The organism is Erwinia sp. JH02, from assembly GCF_013074405.1.
Lineage (GTDB): Bacteria > Pseudomonadota > Gammaproteobacteria > Enterobacterales > Enterobacteriaceae > Erwinia > Erwinia rhapontici.
On record NZ_JABANZ010000013.1, the window covers coordinates 1 to 19,981 of the forward strand.

Consider the following 19,981-nt stretch of genomic DNA (forward strand, 5'->3'; position numbering starts at 1 on the left):
GTCCATCTGAGCAGCACCGGTGATCATGTTTTTCACATAGTCGGCGTGGCCTGGGCAGTCAACGTGCGCGTAGTGGCGAGTTGGGGTGTCATATTCAACGTGAGAAGTGTTGATGGTGATACCACGTGCTTTTTCTTCTGGTGCGTTATCGATCTGGTCGAATGCACGAGCAGAACCGCCGTAGGTTTTAGCCAGAACGGTGGTGATAGCTGCAGTCAGGGTAGTTTTACCGTGGTCAACGTGGCCGATAGTACCTACGTTGACGTGCGGTTTGGAACGTTCAAATTTCTCTTTAGCCACGACGATATTCCTTACTTTAATGCTCTCACCCTTTGGTGAGAGCATAGGATCAATATTTAAACTGTAGCTTATTTGCTACGAGCTTCAATTACGGCCTGAGCGACGTTGTTCGGCGCATCATCATACTTCAGGAACTCCATGGAGTACGAAGCACGGCCTTTAGTCAGAGAACGCAACTGGGTCGCGTAACCAAACATTTCAGACAGCGGAACTTCAGCATGAATCTGAACGCCAGTAGCGTTTGATTCCTGACCTTTCAGCTGGCCACGACGTCTGCTCAAGTCACCGATAACATCACCGGTGTTCTCTTCTGGAGATTCAACTTCAACCTTCATGATTGGTTCAAGCAGTACCGGCTTCGCTTTCTTAAAGCCGTCTTTGAACGCGATAGAAGCTGCCAGTTTAAACGCCAGTTCTGAGGAGTCAACGTCATGGTATGAACCAAAGTGCAGACGAACACCCAGATCAACAACCGGATAACCAGCCAGCGGGCCTGATTTCAGCTGCTCCTGGATACCTTTATCAACAGCAGGGATGTATTCACCAGGAATCACGCCGCCTTTGATATCGTTGACGAACTCGTAACCTTTAGGGTTAACGCCCGGCTCCAGTGGGTACATGTCGATAACAACATGACCGTACTGACCACGACCACCAGACTGCTTGGCGTGTTTACCTTCGATATCGGTAACTTTCGCGCGAATTGCTTCACGGTAAGCAACCTGAGGTTTACCCACGTTCGCTTCAACGTTGAATTCACGCTTCATGCGGTCAACGATGATGTCGAGGTGCAGCTCACCCATACCAGCGATGATGGTCTGGTTAGTTTCTTCATCAGTCCATACGCGGAATGATGGATCCTCTTTCGCCAGACGACCCAGAGCCAGACCCATTTTTTCCTGGTCAGCTTTGGTTTTTGGTTCAACAGCGATCGAGATTACTGGCTCAGGGAACTCCATGCGCTCCAGAATGATCACGTTGTCCGGGTCACACAGGGTGTCACCAGTGGTCACGTCTTTCAGACCGATAGCTGCAGCAATGTCGCCTGCGCGAACTTCTTTAATCTCTTCACGCTTGTTGGCGTGCATCTGTACGATACGGCCCAGACGCTCACGAGCAGATTTAACCGGGTTGAACACGGTATCGCCTGAGTTCACAACGCCAGAGTAGACGCGGAAGAAGGTCAGGTTACCCACGAATGGGTCGGTAGCGATTTTGAACGCCAGAGCAGCAAACGGTTCTTTGTCGTCTGAGTGACGAACAGCCGGAGTGTCTTTACCGTCGTCTAACATACCGTTAATAGCGGTAACGTCAGTCGGTGCTGGCAGGTATTCAACAACCGCATCCAGCATCGCCTGAACACCTTTGTTCTTAAATGCAGAACCACAGGTGACCAGAATGATTTCGCTGTTCAGTACGCGCTTACGCAGAGAAGTTTTGATCTCTTCTTCGGTCAGCTCTTCGCCACCAAAGAATTTCTCCATCAGCTCATCAGAACCTTCAGCTGCAGCTTCAACAAGCTTCGCACGCCATTCTTCAGCCAGTTCCTGCATATCAGCTGGAATCTCTTCGTAAACGAAGGTAACGCCCTGATCGGCATCGTTCCAGTTGATCGCTTTCATTTTCACCAGGTCAACAACACCGGTGAATTTCTCTTCTGCGCCGATGGCCAGCTGCAATGGCACCGGGTTTGCACCCAGACGCGCTTTCATCTGCTCAACAACTTTCAGGAAGTTAGCACCCATGCGGTCCATTTTGTTAACGAACGCAATGCGTGGAACTTTATATTTGTTAGCCTGACGCCATACGGTCTCAGACTGTGGCTGAACGCCACCAACTGCACAGTAAACCATTACTGCGCCATCAAGCACACGCATAGAACGCTCAACTTCGATAGTGAAGTCAACGTGTCCCGGGGTGTCGATGATGTTTACGTGGTGCGGCTCAAACTGCTTAGCCATACCAGACCAGAAACAGGTGGTCGCAGCGGAAGTGATGGTAATACCACGTTCCTGTTCCTGCTCCATCCAGTCCATGGTGGCTGCGCCGTCATGTACTTCACCGATTTTGTGGTTTACACCGGTGTAGAACAGAACACGTTCGGTAGTGGTCGTCTTACCGGCGTCGATGTGTGCGCTGATACCAATGTTACGGTAACGCTCAATGGGTGTTTTACGAGCCATTTGATTCCTCTGATTCTTAGACGTTCTAAGTTAAAAAAGCCCAGCAGGTGAGTCACTGGGACGCCCGCTGGGTTTATAACAACTACAGTGCTGTTACCAGCGGTAGTGAGCGAACGCCTTGTTGGCTTCGGCCATACGGTGAACGTCTTCACGTTTCTTCACTGCAGTGCCTTTGTTTTCTGCAGCATCAGAAAGTTCGTTCGCCAGGCGCAGAGCCATTGATTTATCACCGCGTTTACGAGCAGCTTCAACGATCCAACGCATTGCCAGAGCATTACGACGAACCGGACGGACTTCAACTGGTACCTGATAAGTAGAACCACCAACGCGACGGGATTTAACTTCCACGGTTGGGCGGACATTGTCCAAGGCTACTTCGAATGCTTCCAGCTCGTTTTTACCAGAACGCTGAGCCAGGGTCTCCAGCGCGTTATAAACGATAGTTTCAGCAGTAGATTTTTTACCATCTACCATCAGGATATTGACAAATTTGGCCAGCAATTCTGATCCGAACTTAGGATCTGGCAGGATTTTACGCTGACCAATGACGCGACGACGTGGCATGGAAATACTCCGTTGTTAATTCAGGATTGTCCAAAACTCTACGAGTTTATTATGACATTTAAGATAAAACGTTTGGCCTTACTTAACGGAGAACCATTAAGCCTTTGGCTTCTTCACGCCGTACTTGGAGCGAGCCTGCTTACGGTCTTTAACACCTGAGCAGTCCAGCGCGCCACGAACGGTGTGGTAACGCACACCTGGCAAGTCTTTTACACGACCGCCACGGATCAGGATCACGGAGTGTTCCTGCAGGTTATGACCTTCACCGCCGATGTAGGAGGTAACTTCAAAACCGTTGGTCAAACGAACACGACATACTTTACGCAGTGCGGAGTTCGGTTTTTTAGGGGTAGTAGTGTATACACGAGTACATACACCACGTTTCTGCGGGCAGGCTTCCAGCGCAGGCACGTTGCTCTTTGCAACTTTGCGTACGCGTGGTTTGCGAACCAGCTGGTTAACTGTTGCCATTAAATAGCTCCTGGGATTTAGCTTTGCTTCGTAAACACGTAATAAATCGCCTCGCGGAATCACGAGGCCGCAGAATTTTAGAGCTGGTCTGAAAAAGAGTCAAGAAATAACCAGGATTACCGCACTTACCAAGTCATTTGTTGCGAATGCCTGACCGCCAGAGTAACAAAACCAGTATAGCTTACTGTTGTTACCCTGGTCGAAATTTGAGCAGCCAGGCCGCGGGCATCAAGATCTTCCTGCAGAACGTACACAGAGATGGGGGCATTCAGCAGCGCTTCAAGGGCGGAACTGCCCTCAAGGGCAGCGATAACCCCATCCTGCAGCAGCAGAACATCATCACCCTCTGCCAGCAAGCGTAGCATGGCCGGCAGGTCACAGTGGAAAGGCGAGGTCATCAAGGTATGCAGCATGGTTTCCTCTAGAAGGTCATGACCCGGTCATAATCATTCAGCATGGTACGAAGGGCATCCGGGGCCAGGACTTCAGCCGACAGCACCCGCACAGCATCAGAAGCCATACCGCGTTCTGCCAGTGCTGCTGCGCACAGATAACAACGATCAACGTCATACAGCGGCAGCACACCAAATGTCGCGATGTAGTCGCGCGCCAAAATCTGCTGCGGCTGCTGGCCTTGAGTGAGTTGCAGCACACCATCGCTGACAAAAAAAAGTGCAATTTCATCGCTGAGCGCTGACGTGGCGAGAACCGCATCCAGCCCTTCACGGCCGGCACTGGAGCCATGCGGTCCCTGAGTGAATACAAATGCAACGCGTGCCATCAGAACTGCACCAGACGATCACAGGTCAGCGCGGCTTCAGCCAGCGCCCCTAACCCCGAAAGCTGAAACCCGTCTGCCAGATTGGCGACAGGCAGCCCCAGATTGCTGGCTTCCTGCTGGTCGGTAATGCCACGGCGCAGGGCAGCAGCCACGCAAATATTCAGCGTCACGCCCTGTTTCTGCTGCAATGATTGCCAATGACGGGTGAGGTCGAACTCATCGCTGGCGGGGGCATTGAGCACGCTGGCATTCAGGACCCCTTCACGATAGAAGAAAACACTGTCAAGTGTATGCCCCTGTTCCAACAGGGCATTAGCAAACAGCCAGGCACTGCTTGCCTGCTGCGTGCCATAGGCTGGCCCGGTGACCAGCAGGGAGAAACGCATTACTTATCCTGCCCGTGGAAATCGCCATTTTTAAACTGACGGATGTAGAGATAGACAGTGTGCTTGGAGATATTGAGACGATCCGCCACCTGATTGATGGCATCTTTGATATCAAAGATACCCTTCTCATACATATTGAGAACAATCTGGCGATTTTTGGCATTGTTCGACACATTACGGTCGGCACTAACTTCTTCAATCGTAAACTCCAGCGTCTGCATCACCAGATCTTCCACCGAAGAGGCAAAGTTCACTGAGGAGGCAACTTCCTGGGTTTCCGGCGGCATAAACGTCGCCATGATCTGTGAGAAAGGCACATCAAGGTTCATGTTGATGCACAGCAGACCAATCACACGCTGTTGGCGATTGCGGATGGCAATCGTCACCGACTTCATCAGCACACCGCTTTTCGCCCGAGTAAAATAGGCTTTGGAAACGTTACTGTCCGCCCCGGTCATATCGTGCAGCATACGCAGGGCAAGATCGGTAATCGGAGAGCCAATTTTACGCCCGGTATGTTCACCGTTAGCAATGCGCACCGCAGAACATTTTAGATCCTCCAGCGAGTGCAGAACGATCTCACAGTGCGAGCCAATCAGCATCGCGAGGCCATCAACGACGGACTCGTAAGATTTTAAAATTTCGAAATCACCGGGCGTAAAGGGGTGCTGCTCCAGCAGCTCCGAATCCGCAACATCACCGGAGAAAAGTGAATTAGACATGAACGACACCACCCTTTGACAAGAGCCTGTCACACGGCGCCAGGGGCAGACTCATTCTTATTAATTGCGCGCGGGTTAGTCTAGCAAATATGGGAAAGGCGTGTCCCGCCCTTTGTCGTTAAATACAACCTGGCGCAAAGAAGGAGTGGAAACAGGGGGTAAAGCAAAAAAAAACGCCACCCGAAGGTGGCGATTATCAAATTATTTCTTGGCTTTCGCATCAGCGGCGGCAGGAGCTGCCTGCTCTGCATTATCATCCGCTTTCGCTGCTGGCTTGATGTCGAGCAGTTCAACATCGAAGACCAGGGTGGAGTTAGCCGGGATGCCTGGAACGCCATTTTTGCCGTAAGCCAGATTCGGTGGGATCACCAGCTTGATCTTGCCACCTTTTTTAACGTGCTTCAGACCTTCGGTCCAACCCGGGATAACACCATCCAGACGGAATGACAGTGGCTCACCACGAGTGTAAGAGTTGTCGAACTCAGTACCATCAATCAGCGTACCTTTGTAATTCACAACAACCGTGTCGCTGTCTTTTGGCGCATCACCCGTCCCTTCTTTCTCTACCTGGTAGAGAAGACCGGTTTCGGTTTTCTTCACGCCTTTTTCTTTCGCGAATTTCGCCGCATAAGCATCACCTTTCGTGGTGTTCTCTTTTGCGTCTTTTTCCATCTTCGCCTGCGCTGCACCTTTCACACGACCTTCGAAAGATTGCAGTGTTTGTTCAATTTCCTGGTCAGAGAGCTTGCTCTTACCGGCAAACGCATCCTGTACACCCGCGATAAGCTGGTCTTTATCCAGTGCGATGCCCAGTTTTTCCTGCTCCTTCAGGGAGTTCTCCATGTAGCGACCCAAAGACGCGCCCAGTGCATAAGCTGACTGCTGGTCGTCATTTTTGAATGCGGCATTTTTTGGTGCCTGCTGCTGCGCAGTTGGCTTAACCGGAACAGCATCAGCAGCCATAACCAGAGGAGCATTCAGTGCAACAGCCATAGTGGTAGCTAACATTGTGACTTTAAACAGTGATTTCATCCATTTCTCCAAAACCGAAGCATCTCACCTCGGAAATCGTTTGCAGACCTGCGGTCTGTAATATAACCGGGGGCGGGATCACAAAACAATCTCGCCATAAAAACTCGAAGTTAACTTCCGACCGCGTGATTATCCGAAAGTTTCAACACAAGGAATGGTGATTCGTTCGCGCCTTTTCAACCTCTGGTGGCCAATTTAAGCCAATACTCTTACTTCTGCCTGCATTTTACCGTTAGAATCGGACAATTCGCGAGCCCGGAAGACGGGCCGGTAGTAACAAGAGGAAACAGAATGCAACAATCACTGCTGGAGCAACGGCTGGAGATAATGGAGAGTAAGCTGGCGTTCCAGGAGCACACCATTGAGGAACTTAACCTGACGGTGGTGCAACACGAGCTGGAAATGGCCCGACTGCGTGAATTGATGCGCCTGCTGACCGACAAGCTCAAAGCCGCCGCGCCATCGATGCTGGCGGATCCCTCCGAAGAAACCCCACCCCCTCACTATTGACACCGGGTCGAGGCGTGCCTCAGCACTACGATGGTTCTTCGGAAGGCCAGGTATGCCTCGCCCCTATGTTGATTCTTCGCAAGGCTCGGCATGGGTGCTTCGTAGGGGGCGGGCATGCCCGCCCCAATCCCCCCAGGCAAAGCAAAAAGGCCACCCGAAGGTGACCTTTTATCGCTGATATTCCTCAGTATGTCGTGCAATAGCCAACGCAGCTACAGCACGAAAGACGACGGAATATTAGTGGCTGCAGCCGCAACCGCCAGTCCCGCAACCGCCCTGACCATGGTCGTGATCATGGTCGTGGTCGTGGTGATGGCCGTCTTCGCCGTGAACGTGGCCGTGGGCCAGCTCTTCTTCCGTTGCTTCGCGAATAGCGATAACTTCAACGTTAAAGTTCAGGTTCTGACCTGCCAGCATGTGGTTACCATCAACCACTACGTGCTCGTCTTCCACTTCGGTAATTTCTACCGGCACTGGACCCTGGTCGGTTTCTGCCAGGAAGCGCATGCCAACCTGCAGTTCATCAACACCCATAAATACGTCTTTTGGGACGCGTTGTACCAGATTGTCATCGTAGGCACCGTACGCATCGTTTGACTCGATATTCACATCAAACTTATCGCCGACCACATGATCTTCCAGTGCTTTTTCCAGCCCGGAGATCAGAGAACCATGACCGTGCAGGTAGTCCAGCGGTGCACTCACCGGGGATTCATCAACCAACACACCGTCTTCTGTACGCACCTGGTATGCCAGGCTGACCACGAGGTCTTTTGCTACTTTCATGATTACTCCTAACCGTTGAGAGCTTGAGCCCTGATTCATTGACTGCCATTGTCAGCCTTAGTGGCTCTAAGTGGCGACGATTGTATCGAATTTCAATGCGGCTGTAAGGAACAACGTAAAAAAAGCTGAATCAGCGCGTTACTCCGGGTGGAAAATACCGATAACTTGCTCATTTTCGCGCACCTGCTCACGAGCCTGTTTATCCGCTTCACGCATCTGATGGCCGCACTTTACGCACTCCACCACATCAATATTATTTTCCCGCCACAGGGCGAGGGTGTCTTTTGCCTGGCACTTTGGACAAGTCGCACCAGCGATAAAACGTTTACGCATAGTATTATTCCATATGAAATTTGGCGTTATCGGCGATGAGCGTTCGATTACGATAGCCAAAAATTAATCCGCCTCATCCCAGCCATCATATTGCCGCTTCTCATGCTGCATCTCAGCCTGGAAGATATCTTCCAGCTCGCGTCTGGCCTCTTTCACTCTTGAAATCTGCTGGCTGTCGGTATGATTTGGCATCAGCTCACGCAACATTCTCATATCCAGACGGCGGAAATGTTGCTGGGCACGGAACGCCTGATGCGGATGCATACCCAGCGTCATCAGAGTCTTACGCCCCAGTTCCAGCGCACTGCTGAACGTTTCACGGGAGAACTGCGTCACCCCCGCCTGCAACAGTTCATGTGCTTCAACACGGCCACGTGCACGCGCCAGGATCTGCAAGTGCGGGAAATGATGCTGACACAGATGAACGATCTCCATCGCATCTTCCGGGCCGTTGCAGGTTATCACGATAGACTGCGCCGTTTCTGCTCCCGCGGCACGTAATAACTCCAGCTCGGTGGCATCACCGTAATACACTTTGTAACCATATTTACGCATCAGGCTGACTGCACTGATATCACGTTCCAGTACCGTAATGCGCTTTTCATTGGCCATCAACAAACGCGCCACAACCTGACCGAAGCGACCAAAGCCCACCACAATTACCTGAGGCTTATCATCTTCAACAAAGGGTTTTTCCTGGCTGTCATCCACTTCATTAAAGCGACGCTCAAGAATTTTATCCACGCCCTGCATCAACAGCGGTGTGGTCATCATCGACAACGTAACCGTGACCAGCAGCAATGGCATCTGATCGCCACTGAACAGCTTTGCTGACGCTGCCGCAGAGAACAACACAAAAGCAAATTCCCCGCCCTGGCTGAGCACCCCGGCAAACTGCAACCGCTCAGAGCTGCGCAGGCCATAGATGCGTGACAGCAGATAGAGCACCGCCGTTTTCACCGCCACCAGGGTCACAACGCCTATCAGAATCTCAACAATATGGGTATAGAGCACACCGAGGTTTAACGCCATGCCTACCGAAATAAAGAACAATCCGAGCAGTAGTCCTTTAAAGGGATCGATGGCAATTTCCAGCTCGTGGCGATACTCACTCTCCGCCAGCAGGATACCGGCAATAAAGGTGCCCAACGCCATCGACAGACCGAGCGCATCCATAAACAGCGCCGACCCAAGCACCAGTAGCAATGCCGCCGCAGTGAAGACTTCGCGCACACCGGAGGCCGCAATAAAACGGAAAATGGGCCGCAGCAGATAGCGTCCGCCGACCAGCATTCCGCCAAACGCCAGTACTTTCATGCCGACCTTCATCCAGTCGGTATGACCACTGTCGCCGCCTGCCAGCAGCGGTACCAGCGCCAGCGCCGGGATTACGGCAAGGTCCTGGAACAGCAACACGGAAAAACCGAGCTGGCCTGACTCATTGCGGTTCATCGCTTTATCGCGCATGAGCTGCAACGCCATTGCCGTTGAGGACATCGCCAGGCCGATCCCGCCAATGGTCGCCGCCTGCCAGGAGAAATCGGTCAGCCACAGCAGCCCGCCCAGCACCAGCGCACTGAGGATCACCTGAGCAGCACCGACACCAAATATCGAACGCCGCAGCTCCCATAGTTTGGAGGGTTTCAACTCCAGCCCGATGATAAACATCAGGAACACCACGCCCAGCTCGGAGAAGTGCAGGATCTCATCGACGTCGCTGATGAAACCCAATCCCCAGGGCCCGATAGCGATCCCCGCCAGCAAATACCCCAGCACCGCGCCAATCCCCAGGCGAGCGGCGATAGGCACTGCAATCACCGCCGCAAACAGATACACCACGCCTGCGGTCAGAAGACTTTGACCTTCCATCTACACTCCTCCGTGTGGCAACGGGTTGGACAACCAGTCGCCATAGGCACGGGCATAATTTTGCATGACATCAGCGGACTGGCGACGCGCCCAGTAAATGATCATAGGCGTCATCCAGTGCATATTGCACATCTGTGCGGTCAACTCGAAAGGACGCATAATGTCCGACATCGGATAACGGTTCAGCCCTTCCTGATGGTAAGCCGCTTCCGGTTCTCCAGTAGTGATCACGCTGCGCCAGTATTTGCCTTCCAGCACATTACCGCCCACCCCGCTGGCAAAGCCACGTGACAGCACGCGGTCCAGCCACTCTTTCAGCAACGCAGGGCAACTGTAGGTGTAAAGAGGATGTTGAAAAACGATGATATCGTGTTCACGCAGCAGTTGCTGCTCACGGTGAATATCAATAAAAAAATCCGGATAGTGTGCGTACAGGTCATGCACCGTCACATGCTCAAAATGACGCGCCGGCTGCAACAAAACGCGATTAGCAATCGAATCCTGAGACTCCGGATGGGCGTACAACAGCAGGACTTTAGGCAGCTGCGACATCATTCCCCTCCAAATCGTCGTCATGGCGGGATATTTCCGCTACCATGCTCGACGCAACGGAACTACTTGATTCCGCAAAACTGATTATGATGGTGTAATTTAACATACTCTGAACTTACGGCGCTTATGATTGTATTCTCCTCGTTACAAATTCGTCGCGGTGTCCGCGTACTGCTGGACAACGCAACAGCCACGATCAACCCCGGTCAGAAAGTCGGCCTGGTCGGCAAAAACGGCTGTGGCAAATCGACGCTGCTGGCCCTGCTGAAAAACGAGATAAGCGCCGATGCCGGTAGCTTCAGTTACCCGGGTAACTGGTCGCTGGCGTGGGTCAATCAGGAAACGCCAGCGCTGGACGTTCCGGCCATTGAGTATGTTATTGATGGTGACCGCGAATTTCGTCAGCTTGAATCTGAATTAGCCCATGCAAATGAAATTAACGACGGCCATGCCATCGCCACGCTGCATGGCAAGCTGGATGCGGTTCAGGCCTGGACCATTCAGTCACGCGCCGCCAGTCTGCTGGACGGCCTCGGTTTCAGCCAGGAACAATTACAGCGACCGGTGAGTGATTTCTCTGGCGGCTGGCGTATGCGCCTTAACCTTGCGCAGGCACTAATCTGCCGCTCAGACCTGCTGCTGCTGGATGAACCGACCAACCACCTTGATCTTGATGCCGTGATCTGGCTGGAACGCTGGCTGAAAAGCTACAGTGGTACGCTGATCCTGATTTCGCACGATCGGGACTTCCTTGACCCGGTGGTCGACAAGATCCTGCACATAGAGCAGCAGTCCATCTTCGAGTACACCGGCAACTACAGCTCGTTCGAAATTCAGCGTGCGACCAAGCTTTCACAACAGCAGTCGATGTTCGAACATCAGCAGCAAAAAGTGGCGCACCTGCAAAGCTTTATCGATCGGTTTAAAGCGAAAGCCAGCAAGGCGAAACAGGCACAGAGCCGCATCAAAATGCTGGAACGTATGGAGCTTATCGCCCCGGCTCACGTTGATAACCCGTTTACCTTCAGCTTCCGCGAGCCTGAAAGCCTGCCGAATCCCCTGTTGAAAATGGAAAAAGTCAGCGCGGGTTATGGCGACAGAAAAATCCTTAACTCGATCAAACTCAACCTGGTACCCGGCTCACGTATTGGTCTGCTGGGGCGTAACGGCGCAGGTAAATCAACGCTGATTAAGCTGTTGGCCGGTGAACTGGCCCCGCTGGAAGGGGATATCGGGCTGTCGAAAGGCATTAAGCTTGGCTACTTCGCCCAGCATCAGCTAGAGTTTTTGCGCGCCGATGAGTCCCCCATTCAGCACCTGGTGCGCCTGGCACCGAAAGTGCTGGAACAACAGCTGCGCGACTATCTTGGCGGCTTTGGTTTCCAGGGCGATAAAGTCACGGAAGAAACACGCCGTTTCTCCGGTGGCGAGAAAGCGCGCCTGGTCCTGGCCTTAGTGGTCTGGCAACGTCCCAACCTGCTGCTGCTGGATGAACCGACAAACCATCTTGACCTCGATATGCGTCAGGCACTGACCGAGGCACTGATCGATTTCGAAGGCGCTCTGGTTGTTGTGTCGCATGACCGCCATCTGCTGCGCTCCACCACCGACGATCTCTACCTGGTGCACGATGGCAAAGTCGAAGCCTTCGAAGGAGACCTGGAAGATTATCAGCAGTGGTTGAGTGACCTCCAACGTCAGACCAGCGCAGAGGCCGCCCCGAAAGCCGACAGCGCCAACAGCGCTCAGGCCCGTAAAGACCAGAAACGCCGCGATGCCGAACTGCGCACCCAGACTCAGCCACTGCGTAAGCAGATTGAGAAACTGGAGAAGCAGATGGAAAAGCACAACGCCCAGCTGGCTGACGCGGAGAGTAAACTGTCTGAAAGCGCCATTTACGATCAGAGCCGCAAAGCCGATCTGACCGCTGCACTGCAACAGCAGGCAACGGCGAAATCAGCATTGGAAGAGTGCGAAATGGAATGGCTGGAAGCGCAGGAAGAATTAGAGTCGATCATGAACGCCTGATGCAGCAGTCCGGGCGCGGCATGCCACGCCCCTACGACACTGATTTATCGGGATAACGCACTCTGGGACACAACCCGACGCGGCATACCGCGCCGCTACGACACTGATTTAACGGGATAACGCACTCTGGGACACAACCCGACGCGGCATGCCACGCCCCTACGACACTGATTTAACGGGATAACGCACTCTGGGACACAACCCGACGCGGCATGCCACGCCCCTACGACACTGATTTATCGGGATAACACATTCGTAGGGGTCGGGCATGCCCGACCCGCATCTCGTTACTGCGCCGCCAGACGCTGGCGAAGCGCGGTCAGATCTTCAACGTTATGCAGCTTTCCATCCAGGAAACGGATTTTCAGCTCCCCACCCTGCTCCTGCTGCCAGCTCTGACCGTCCAGCAGACGATATTTCCCTTCATCATCTTTTTCCACCCGTAACAGGCCCCGCGCAGAGTTTTTCATGCCATTGTCCGTTTTCGGCTGTTTGAAGATCTCACGCCCCTCACCGTTCACTTCGCCATAGGTCGCTTTCATCGCGAAACCAAAGGTGTCACGCGTGTTGTACTGATAAGTATAAGACCCGACGCCGAACACCACATTGCTGCTGGCAAAACCTTTGGCCTCCAGACGGCTCAGGATCAGATTGGCACGCTCAAGCGTAATCGAGTCGCCGTAAATCAGGCCAACATGCGGGTCCAGCACCTTGTAGCCCTTCGCATTGATCGTGCCGCCGAAGATCTCCCACAGCACTTCGACGGAGCCTTTCTGTTGTGCACTGCGTGCCGGATCGCGGTCGGCATCGTCGCCGCTGCCGCACAGTATCTCCACCGGGTCACCGCTGTCAGGGCGGAACACCAGACGGCCTTCACGCGCCATGATCTCGGGTTTGAGCTCGCGGCTGTATTCGGTCAGTACTTTCCAGTAATCCCAGGTATCGGACACCACCGAAACAAACCCGGCAGGATAAAGCTCCGTCAGCAGACGACGGAAGGTGGCGATCTCACCCTGCTCCTCACCCATGCACATCACGCTGTGCTCGGTGGCAGGAATACTCCCGGCAATAAACGTCCCTTCTGCCGGGCGGTAGTACTGCTGCGCATAGAGAATAGAAGGCAGACTGTCAGTACCGGTAAAACTCAGCAGGTGGCCCACCCCCGATTGTGCAGCATCATGCAGGCCTGACATGCCGCGGAACGAGAAGTCATGACACTGAAAATCGACATGTGTCATATCGTCACAGGTCCGTTCCGCCCACTGCTGACAAATCTGGCGATAGTGGTGCGCCACGGTAGCATTGGTGGAAGACTTCCACAGCTCTGACGACATCACGCTCTCAAGGTAGTTAACCAGCCAGAAAAACTCATCCACGGTATTGGTGATGGTCAGCACCGGAATTTTCATTGACACTTTGCTGCCTTCATCCAGGCTTTTGATCGCCAGCGGCAAATAGCCCAGGCGATGCAGTGCGCGGATATGCTCCACGCTGACGCTATTTTTTCCCAGGTAGCTGTCCATCAGTTGCTGATACTCGCCCACCACCTGCTCTTCCGGCTGGGCAAAGAATTTGTCGTTAAACAAATCGACCATAAACCACTGTAAAAAACCCTGCAGGCCGAAAAACACCAGCGCATCATCCGCCAGCGGTGAGTGGAAATAACGATTTCCACGCGGGGTAAAGTTGGAGTACACGCGGTTCGTTCCCGCCGGGTACTGTTCGCGATGTGTGGTTTTGTAGCCGTCGATAGCCATAATCGGATTAATTTGCATGGGATGCTCCTTCACTGCGGTAAATGGTGTCGATATCAATCAGTTCTACACGTTCCTGCGCCAGTTCATGTCCCGCCAGTGATGTGGTGGTCCAGATGCGGTCGATCCCCTGGCTCAGCAGGTGAACCACTCCTTTGCTGAACAGGCCGTGCGTGACATACAGGCTGACCGAACGCGCCCCGGCAGCACGCAACACCGCAGCTGAACCGATAAAAGTGCCTCCGGCATCGCAGAGGTCGTCAGCAATCAGCACGTCCCGGTTCATCACATCGCCTTTCAACAGCTCAAATCTGCTCAGTGCACCGCTGGCAATATCACGGTGTTTGCCCAGAATGCCGTATTCCGTGGCGTTGACCTGCTGCGCCAGCGCATGCACCTTCTTCAACGCACCTGCATCGGGCGCAACCAGCATCATGCCTTGCGCCAGTTCAGCGCGCAGCGTAGGGCTGTGGATCAGAGCGCGATGCTGTGGGATCGCCACCAGACGGTCAACAACGCCTGCGGCCACATCGCTATGCGGATCAAGCACCACTACGCGGTCAAAGCGCAGTTGATTAAGAAAACCGGCAAACACTTTCAACGCAAAACTGTCACCGTCACGCATGGTGCGGTCCTGGCGGGCATAGGGCAGCCACGGCAGCTCAAGAGTCGTCTGGCGCAGCAGGCAGCGCTGGCGTACCGCATCCAGTACCTGCGCGACCAGCATCAGGTCATCCAGAGTCTGCATCGCACTGGCACGCAGCGTCAGAATGGTGCCCTGCGGATCAAGCGACGACAGCACACGTCCCCAGACCGCACCGTCAGGAAAGCGGCCGCTTTCCAGCGCGGCCTCCTGACCATCGAGTGTTAATTGCAGTTTCATCATCGCAGACTCCTATTTACCAATTAATGTCTCAAGGACATTTATATAATTGTCTAAGAGACACTAATTAACAAGTAAAAAATAACTCGCGGAGAGAAAAACTGGTTAACACCATGATTTTAAATCAAATAAATCTCATCAAAAAAGCGGCATGATTGAATCATTACGCCGGGGCTGGTAGTGTGTCCCAGCGACACTTCCTGCAGGAACCCTATGATGTCATCAGAAGAAGAGTATCTGGCGCAGTACGATGCCTCACGCTATGCCGCACCGCTTGTCACCGTCGACAGCGTGCTGTTTACCCTATGGCAGGAACAGCTGTGCGTATTACTGGTAGAACGTGCTAATCATCCGCAACGGGGATGGTGGGGGCTACCGGGAGGGTTTATTGATATGCAACAGGATGAATCCACGCGTGCCACGGCGCTGCGTAAACTGCGTGAGAAAACCACGGTCAATCCTCCGTGGCTTGAACAGCTGGCAACCTGGTCAGGGCCAGATCGAGATCCCCGCGGCTGGAGCCTGACCACTGCCTGGTATGCGCTGATCGCCGCGGAAAATTGCCGCGCAGAAAGTGAGGACGTGAGCGATGTGCAGTGGCAACCGCTGGCCGGGCTGGCACAGCGCAGCGATATCGCCTTTGACCACCAGCTGATTATTGCCGAAGCCCTGCAACGGCTGCGGCAAAAAACGCTCTACTCCCTGCTGCCCGTCTACTGCCTGCCTGCCGCCTTTACCCTCACGCAGTTGCAGGACGTAACCGAAACGATCCTCGACCGCCCGGTGCAGCGTAAAAGCCTGATCCGTCGTTTTGAGGCCTCAGCGATGTTTGAGGAAACCGGGGAAAGCGTGGCGACGGGCGCGCGAAAGGCCAAACTGTATCGCCTTAAGCCGGGTGCGGATGTCCATAACTTCTCACGCAACCTGATGATCGACAATTAAAACGGCCTTGTACCGTGCTGCGACTGTGTTGCTGCGTCTCCTCGCGCCTTGTCTCGCTCCGGTACAATCCGTTTTGTTAAAAGGGCTTGTCCCCTAATATCGTTGCTCTGTGCATGATGCGGCGCGCCGGTAAATAATCCGCATTGGCATAATGTTGCGTCACGCGGTTATCCCAGATGGCCACATCACCCACCTGCCAGCGCCAGCGCACCTGGAAGTCAGGTTTGGTGACATGGGCAAACAAGAAATGCAGCAGCGCATCACTCTCCTTCTCTGTCAGACCGACAATACGCGTGGTAAAGCCTTCATTAACAAATAACGCCTTTTTACCGCTGACCGGATGGGTGCGGATCACTGGATGTAACACGGGCGGATTCTTCGCCACCGCCTGCTGCCAGCGCTGATGTTCTTCCTCACTGCCGCGATATTTGTATTCCTGGAAGGCTTTGCGGAAATCATGCTCGGCCTGTAACCCACCCAGCAGCACCTGTAACGGTTCAGACAGCGCGTTATACGCAGCGATCCCACTGGTCCACAGCGTATCGCCCCCGGTTTCGGGTAACTGCTTCGCCGCGAGGATCGCCCCGGCTGGAGGGGTTTCAATAAACGTCACATCGGTATGCCAGTTGTCGTTATCCGGCGGGTTATCGTCATGGGTATCCAGCACGATAATCTCCTCCACATCCGGCGCATGCGGATAAACCGGGTGAATATGCAGGTCGCCAAACCGTGCCGCCAGCTGGCGATGCTGCTGCGGGGTTAACGGCTGGTCACGCAGGAACAGTACCTGATGGCGGATCAGCGCATGATAGAGCTGCTCAAACTGCGCATCGCTTAACGGGCGGGTCAAATCTACATCGCTGACCTGGGCACCAATATAGGGGCCAAGCGCCTGAATTTTAATACGTTCGTTCATTGTTGTACTCCATGCCAGGGGGTAAGGCGGCGCTGCAAGGCGCGTAGCCCCAGCTCCAGCGCAAAAGCTATCAGGGCGATCACTGAGATACCGGCCAGCACCACATCGGTGGCGAGAAACTCGCCAGCTGACTGCACCATAAAGCCCAATCCGCGGGTGGCGGCGATCAGTTCAGCGGCCACCAGCGTCGACCAGCCGACGCCAAGACCAATACGAATGCCTGTCAGGATTTCCGGCAGCGCACCGGGCAGAACCACATGCCACAGCACCTGCCAGCGGCTGGCACCAAGTGAGCGGGCGGCACGCAGACGGACCTGCTGAGCACTTTTTACCCCGGCCACCGCCGACATCGCGATCGGCGCAAAAATCGCCAGGTAGATCAGTAAAATTTTTGAGGTCTCGCCAATACCAAACCAGATCACCATCAGTGGCAAATAAGCCAGCGGCGGCACAGGACGGTACAGCTCAATCAACGGGTCGAGAATGCCGCGCACGGTGTCATTCAGCCCCATAAAAATGCCGACCGGAACGCCAATCAACGTCGCGGCCAACAGCGCAATCACAATGCGCGTCAGGCTCGCACCCAAATGCTGCCACAGCGTGGCATCCATAAACCCGACCGGGCTGGCGATGATCAGTAACTGGTGTAAGACCTTCTGCGGCGGCGGCAGAAACAGTGGCTCAATCAGCTGTAAGGCGGTCACGGCCCACCACACGGCCAGCAACACCAGAAGTGTACCCACGCTGAGTGTCAGCTGACGCGACAGCGGCCAGCGCCATTTCACACGGCGCACCGTGCTTTTTTCGTTAATCAGGGAGCTCATGCAAATACCTCACGCTGCTGGAACACCCGGCCGAGTACGTATTCACGGCGTTCAATAAAGGCAGGATCGGATTTAATCGCGCGGCAGGCTTCCCCCGCTGCATAGCGGCGGCCAAAGTCGAGTGACAGGCGTTCGACAATACGGCCCGGCCCCGGAGACAGTAGAATCAGTTCGCTGGCGAGGAATACGGCTTCCTCAATATCGTGCGTAATCAACAGAATCTGTTTGCCACTGTCGCGCCATAACGTCAGCAACAGTTCCTGCATCTGCTCGCGGGTAAAGGCGTCAAGTGCGCCGAAGGGTTCATCGAGCAGCAGCAGACGCGGGTCAGCCGCCAGTGCGCGGGCAATGCCAACGCGTTGACGCATACCGCCCGAAAGCTGCCAGATAAAGCGTTTTTCAGCACCCTCCAGCCCGACTTTTTTCAGCATCTGGCGTGCCACTGCCCGGCGGGCATTTTTTTCCACTCCTGCCAGCTGCAGCCCGAATGCAACGTTATCCAGTACATTGCGCCATGGCAGCAGCCCTTCATGCTGAAAGACCACGCCCCGGTCGGCGCCCGGTCCACTCACCGGCTGGCCGTCCAGCGTAATGCTGCCACTGTCTGCCGGAATAAATCCGGCAATCAGGTTAAGCAGCGTCGTCTTACCACAGCCCGATGGGCCCAGAACCACTACCAGCTCTCCATTGCCGATCGACAGGTTGATATCCTGTAATGCCAGTTGTCCTGCATAGCTGGCGCGAAGATGAGAGACTGACAGCATGATTCTGGCTCCTGTTATTGTGCGAGGGGTTTCACAAAGCGGTCGGTGACATAGCTGCTGTAATCCGTTGCGATGTCCGGCACTTTGCCCTGCTCCTTCAGGAACTGGGCCGTATCCACAATCGCCTTGTTAACCGGGCCGTTAAGCTGCTCCACCTGCTGTTTCGCTGTCAGATAGGTATTTCCTTCCACCAGAACCGGAACGTCGGCATTCGGCACACCGCTGAAGCGCGACAGTTTGGTCAGGTTATCGTCCTGCTTCAGCCACTGCTGCGGGTTATCAAGATAGGCTTTCTGCGCGTCCAGTGCGCTGCGGGCAAAGGCAGTCACCACTTCCGGATGCTGCTGGGCAAAGTCTTTACGCACTACCCACACATCCAGCGTTGGCGAACCCCATTTCCCGACCTGGGCGGAATCGGTCAGCACCTTGCCGTCTTTCTCCAGCTGATTCACTGCCGGAGCCCAGACGTAAGCACCATCGATGTCACCACGCTGCCAGGCTGCAAGAATGGCCGGGGGTTGCAGGTTGATGATCTGTACCTGGCCCGGCTTAATGCCCCAGTGCTTCAACGACGCCAGCAGACTGTAATGCGTGGTTGAAATAAAGGGCACGGCGATGCGCTTGCCAATCAGGTCTTTCGGACTCTTGATGTCTTTTTTCACCACCAGCGCTTCGGAGTTGCCCAGTTGGGAAGCCAGCAGGAACACCTCGATAGGCAGTTTTTGACTGGCGGCGACCGCCAGTGGGCTGGAACCGATATTGCCGATCTGTACGTCGCCGGAAGCCAGTGCGCGGATCACGCTGGAGCCGCTGTCAAATTTACGCCAGTCGACTTTCGCCCCGCTCTCTTTGGCAAAGGTGCCGTCAGCCTGAGCGACTTTTGCCGGTTCTGCTGATGTCTGATACGCGATGGTGACATCGACTGCCTGAACGCTGAGTGCTGTCAGTGACAATGCCGCTGCCAATATTGAAAGTGTGAATTTACCCGCCATAGCCCGCTCCAGAGATTATTGTTATTGGTGAACACCTCCTTTGTAACCGGGCGCGACTATCGTAATAAAGTAATTAAAAATTCTTTTTTATATCAAAAATTGCTTAGGAGGAATTGTGAATTGATTTGCCAAAAAATGGTAAAAGCCTTAGTTAAGCGTATTTTCAGAATAAGCAGGGTTTACGCACTGCGCATTTCCCTTGCACCACAGTCTCAACGCCAGGCGACTGCCCTGCAAAAAGAGATGGCCGATACCATCAATCAAATGCTGAAACGCAAAGCCTGACGGCCATCAATAGCGGAAAAACTACCGACATATGCGTTACAAGCACTGAACTCCGCCTTCGCCCAGCAGCATTTGCGCCTGCTGGAAAACGATACGCTGGCGTT

23 protein-coding genes are annotated in these 19,981 nt (G+C 54.0%); 4 read left to right on the forward strand and 19 right to left on the reverse strand.

Annotated features, from left to right (window positions below; translation table 11 throughout):
* From HHI26_RS21890 to fkpA, 9 genes are all read right to left on the reverse strand, one after another.
* The coding region (locus HHI26_RS21890; protein WP_346775704.1) for a GTP-binding protein at positions 1-300 on the reverse strand (300 nt) is incomplete at its 3' end.
* Positions 301-368: 68 nt separating this feature from the next.
* Positions 369-2,483, reverse strand: a complete 2,115-nt coding sequence (fusA, locus tag HHI26_RS21895) for an elongation factor G (RefSeq protein ID WP_133846701.1) — start codon at positions 2,481-2,483, stop codon at positions 369-371.
* 93 nt (positions 2,484-2,576) lie between these two features.
* Positions 2,577-3,047 carry a 30S ribosomal protein S7 gene (rpsG, locus tag HHI26_RS21900; RefSeq protein WP_004160604.1) on the reverse strand — a complete coding sequence of 157 codons (471 nt, stop codon included), beginning with the start codon at positions 3,045-3,047 and terminating at the stop codon, positions 2,577-2,579.
* Between the two features lie 96 nt (positions 3,048-3,143).
* A complete protein-coding gene (rpsL, locus tag HHI26_RS21905; protein WP_003852912.1) occupies positions 3,144-3,518 on the reverse strand; it encodes a 30S ribosomal protein S12 in 375 nt (124 codons plus the stop codon).
* Between the two features lie 125 nt (positions 3,519-3,643).
* Entirely contained in the window at positions 3,644-3,931 is a 288-nt protein-coding gene (gene tusB / locus HHI26_RS21910) for a sulfurtransferase complex subunit TusB (protein WP_133846700.1), read from the reverse strand.
* An 8-nt stretch (positions 3,932-3,939) separates the two neighbouring features.
* The gene (gene tusC / locus HHI26_RS21915) at positions 3,940-4,299 is read right to left on the reverse strand and encodes a sulfurtransferase complex subunit TusC (protein ID WP_133846699.1); all 360 of its coding nucleotides are present in this window, start codon (positions 4,297-4,299) and stop codon (positions 3,940-3,942) included.
* Complete coding sequence (gene tusD / locus HHI26_RS21920; protein WP_133846698.1) at positions 4,299-4,685, reverse strand: sulfurtransferase complex subunit TusD; 387 nt, start codon at positions 4,683-4,685, stop codon at positions 4,299-4,301. The genes tusC and tusD overlap by 1 nt, the downstream gene beginning before the upstream one ends.
* Entirely contained in the window at positions 4,685-5,407 is a 723-nt protein-coding gene (locus HHI26_RS21925) for a transcriptional regulator (protein WP_133846697.1), read from the reverse strand. The genes tusD and HHI26_RS21925 overlap by 1 nt, the downstream gene beginning before the upstream one ends.
* A 201-nt stretch (positions 5,408-5,608) precedes the next feature.
* Positions 5,609-6,439, reverse strand: coding sequence for an FKBP-type peptidyl-prolyl cis-trans isomerase (gene fkpA / locus HHI26_RS21930; RefSeq protein ID WP_159337879.1), 831 nt, complete (start codon positions 6,437-6,439; stop codon positions 5,609-5,611).
* Positions 6,440-6,730: 291 nt separating this feature from the next.
* On the opposite strand from fkpA, the gene HHI26_RS21935 reads away from it, so the two are divergent.
* The gene (locus tag HHI26_RS21935) at positions 6,731-6,949 is read left to right on the forward strand and encodes a SlyX family protein (protein ID WP_133846695.1); all 219 of its coding nucleotides are present in this window, start codon (positions 6,731-6,733) and stop codon (positions 6,947-6,949) included.
* Between the two features lie 237 nt (positions 6,950-7,186).
* On the opposite strand, the gene slyD is transcribed toward HHI26_RS21935, so the two are convergent.
* The 4 genes from slyD to kefG all read right to left on the reverse strand — a co-directional run bounded on the left by slyD (position 7,187) and on the right by kefG (position 10,489).
* A complete protein-coding gene (gene slyD / locus HHI26_RS21940) occupies positions 7,187-7,735 on the reverse strand; it encodes a peptidylprolyl isomerase (protein WP_133846694.1) in 549 nt (182 codons plus the stop codon).
* 138 nt (positions 7,736-7,873) lie between these two features.
* Positions 7,874-8,068 (reverse strand): YheV family putative zinc ribbon protein, encoded by a 195-nt coding sequence (locus HHI26_RS21945; protein WP_133846693.1) that lies wholly within the window; start codon positions 8,066-8,068, stop codon positions 7,874-7,876.
* Between the two features lie 63 nt (positions 8,069-8,131).
* Positions 8,132-9,937: a glutathione-regulated potassium-efflux system protein KefB gene (kefB, locus tag HHI26_RS21950; RefSeq protein WP_133846692.1), complete on the reverse strand. Its 1,806-nt coding sequence runs from the start codon at positions 9,935-9,937 to the stop codon at positions 8,132-8,134.
* A complete protein-coding gene (kefG, locus tag HHI26_RS21955) occupies positions 9,938-10,489 on the reverse strand; it encodes a glutathione-regulated potassium-efflux system ancillary protein KefG (protein WP_133846707.1) in 552 nt (183 codons plus the stop codon).
* A 126-nt stretch (positions 10,490-10,615) separates the two neighbouring features.
* Here kefG and HHI26_RS21960 point away from each other — a divergent pair, with 126 nt between their 5' ends.
* Positions 10,616-12,517: an ABC transporter ATP-binding protein gene (locus HHI26_RS21960; protein WP_133846691.1), complete on the forward strand. Its 1,902-nt coding sequence runs from the start codon at positions 10,616-10,618 to the stop codon at positions 12,515-12,517.
* Positions 12,518-12,804: 287 nt separating this feature from the next.
* Here HHI26_RS21960 and HHI26_RS21965 read toward each other — a convergent pair whose 3' ends face one another.
* Both HHI26_RS21965 and prs read right to left on the reverse strand, forming a co-directional pair.
* Entirely contained in the window at positions 12,805-14,292 is a 1,488-nt protein-coding gene (locus tag HHI26_RS21965) for a nicotinate phosphoribosyltransferase (RefSeq protein ID WP_171149699.1), read from the reverse strand.
* The gene (prs, locus tag HHI26_RS21970; RefSeq protein WP_171149700.1) at positions 14,282-15,157 is read right to left on the reverse strand and encodes a ribose-phosphate diphosphokinase; all 876 of its coding nucleotides are present in this window, start codon (positions 15,155-15,157) and stop codon (positions 14,282-14,284) included. The genes HHI26_RS21965 and prs overlap by 11 nt, the downstream gene beginning before the upstream one ends.
* 213 nt (positions 15,158-15,370) lie before the next feature.
* Between prs and HHI26_RS21975 the strand changes: the two genes are divergently transcribed.
* Positions 15,371-16,096, forward strand: a complete 726-nt coding sequence (locus HHI26_RS21975) for an NUDIX domain-containing protein (RefSeq protein WP_133846706.1) — start codon at positions 15,371-15,373, stop codon at positions 16,094-16,096.
* Positions 16,097-16,172: 76 nt separating this feature from the next.
* Here the strand turns inward: HHI26_RS21975 and tauD are convergent, their stop codons facing one another.
* Genes tauD through tauA form a run of 4 tightly spaced genes read right to left on the reverse strand, consistent with a single transcriptional unit; the run spans position 16,173 to position 19,592 of the window.
* The gene (gene tauD / locus HHI26_RS21980) at positions 16,173-17,012 is read right to left on the reverse strand and encodes a taurine dioxygenase (RefSeq protein WP_133846688.1); all 840 of its coding nucleotides are present in this window, start codon (positions 17,010-17,012) and stop codon (positions 16,173-16,175) included.
* A complete protein-coding gene (gene tauC, locus HHI26_RS21985; protein WP_159337873.1) occupies positions 17,009-17,836 on the reverse strand; it encodes a taurine ABC transporter permease TauC in 828 nt (275 codons plus the stop codon). Before tauC ends, tauD begins: the two co-directional genes overlap by 4 nt.
* Positions 17,833-18,600, reverse strand: a complete 768-nt coding sequence (gene tauB / locus HHI26_RS21990; protein ID WP_171149701.1) for a taurine ABC transporter ATP-binding subunit — start codon at positions 18,598-18,600, stop codon at positions 17,833-17,835. Before tauB ends, tauC begins: the two co-directional genes overlap by 4 nt.
* Before the next feature lie 14 nt (positions 18,601-18,614).
* Complete coding sequence (tauA, locus tag HHI26_RS21995; protein WP_159337869.1) at positions 18,615-19,592, reverse strand: taurine ABC transporter substrate-binding protein; 978 nt, start codon at positions 19,590-19,592, stop codon at positions 18,615-18,617.
* A 27-nt stretch (positions 19,593-19,619) separates the two neighbouring features.
* Between tauA and HHI26_RS22000 the strand changes: the two genes are divergently transcribed.
* Complete coding sequence (locus HHI26_RS22000) at positions 19,620-19,877, forward strand: hypothetical protein (protein WP_171149702.1); 258 nt, start codon at positions 19,620-19,622, stop codon at positions 19,875-19,877.
* The last annotated feature ends 104 nt before the right edge of the window (positions 19,878-19,981 follow it).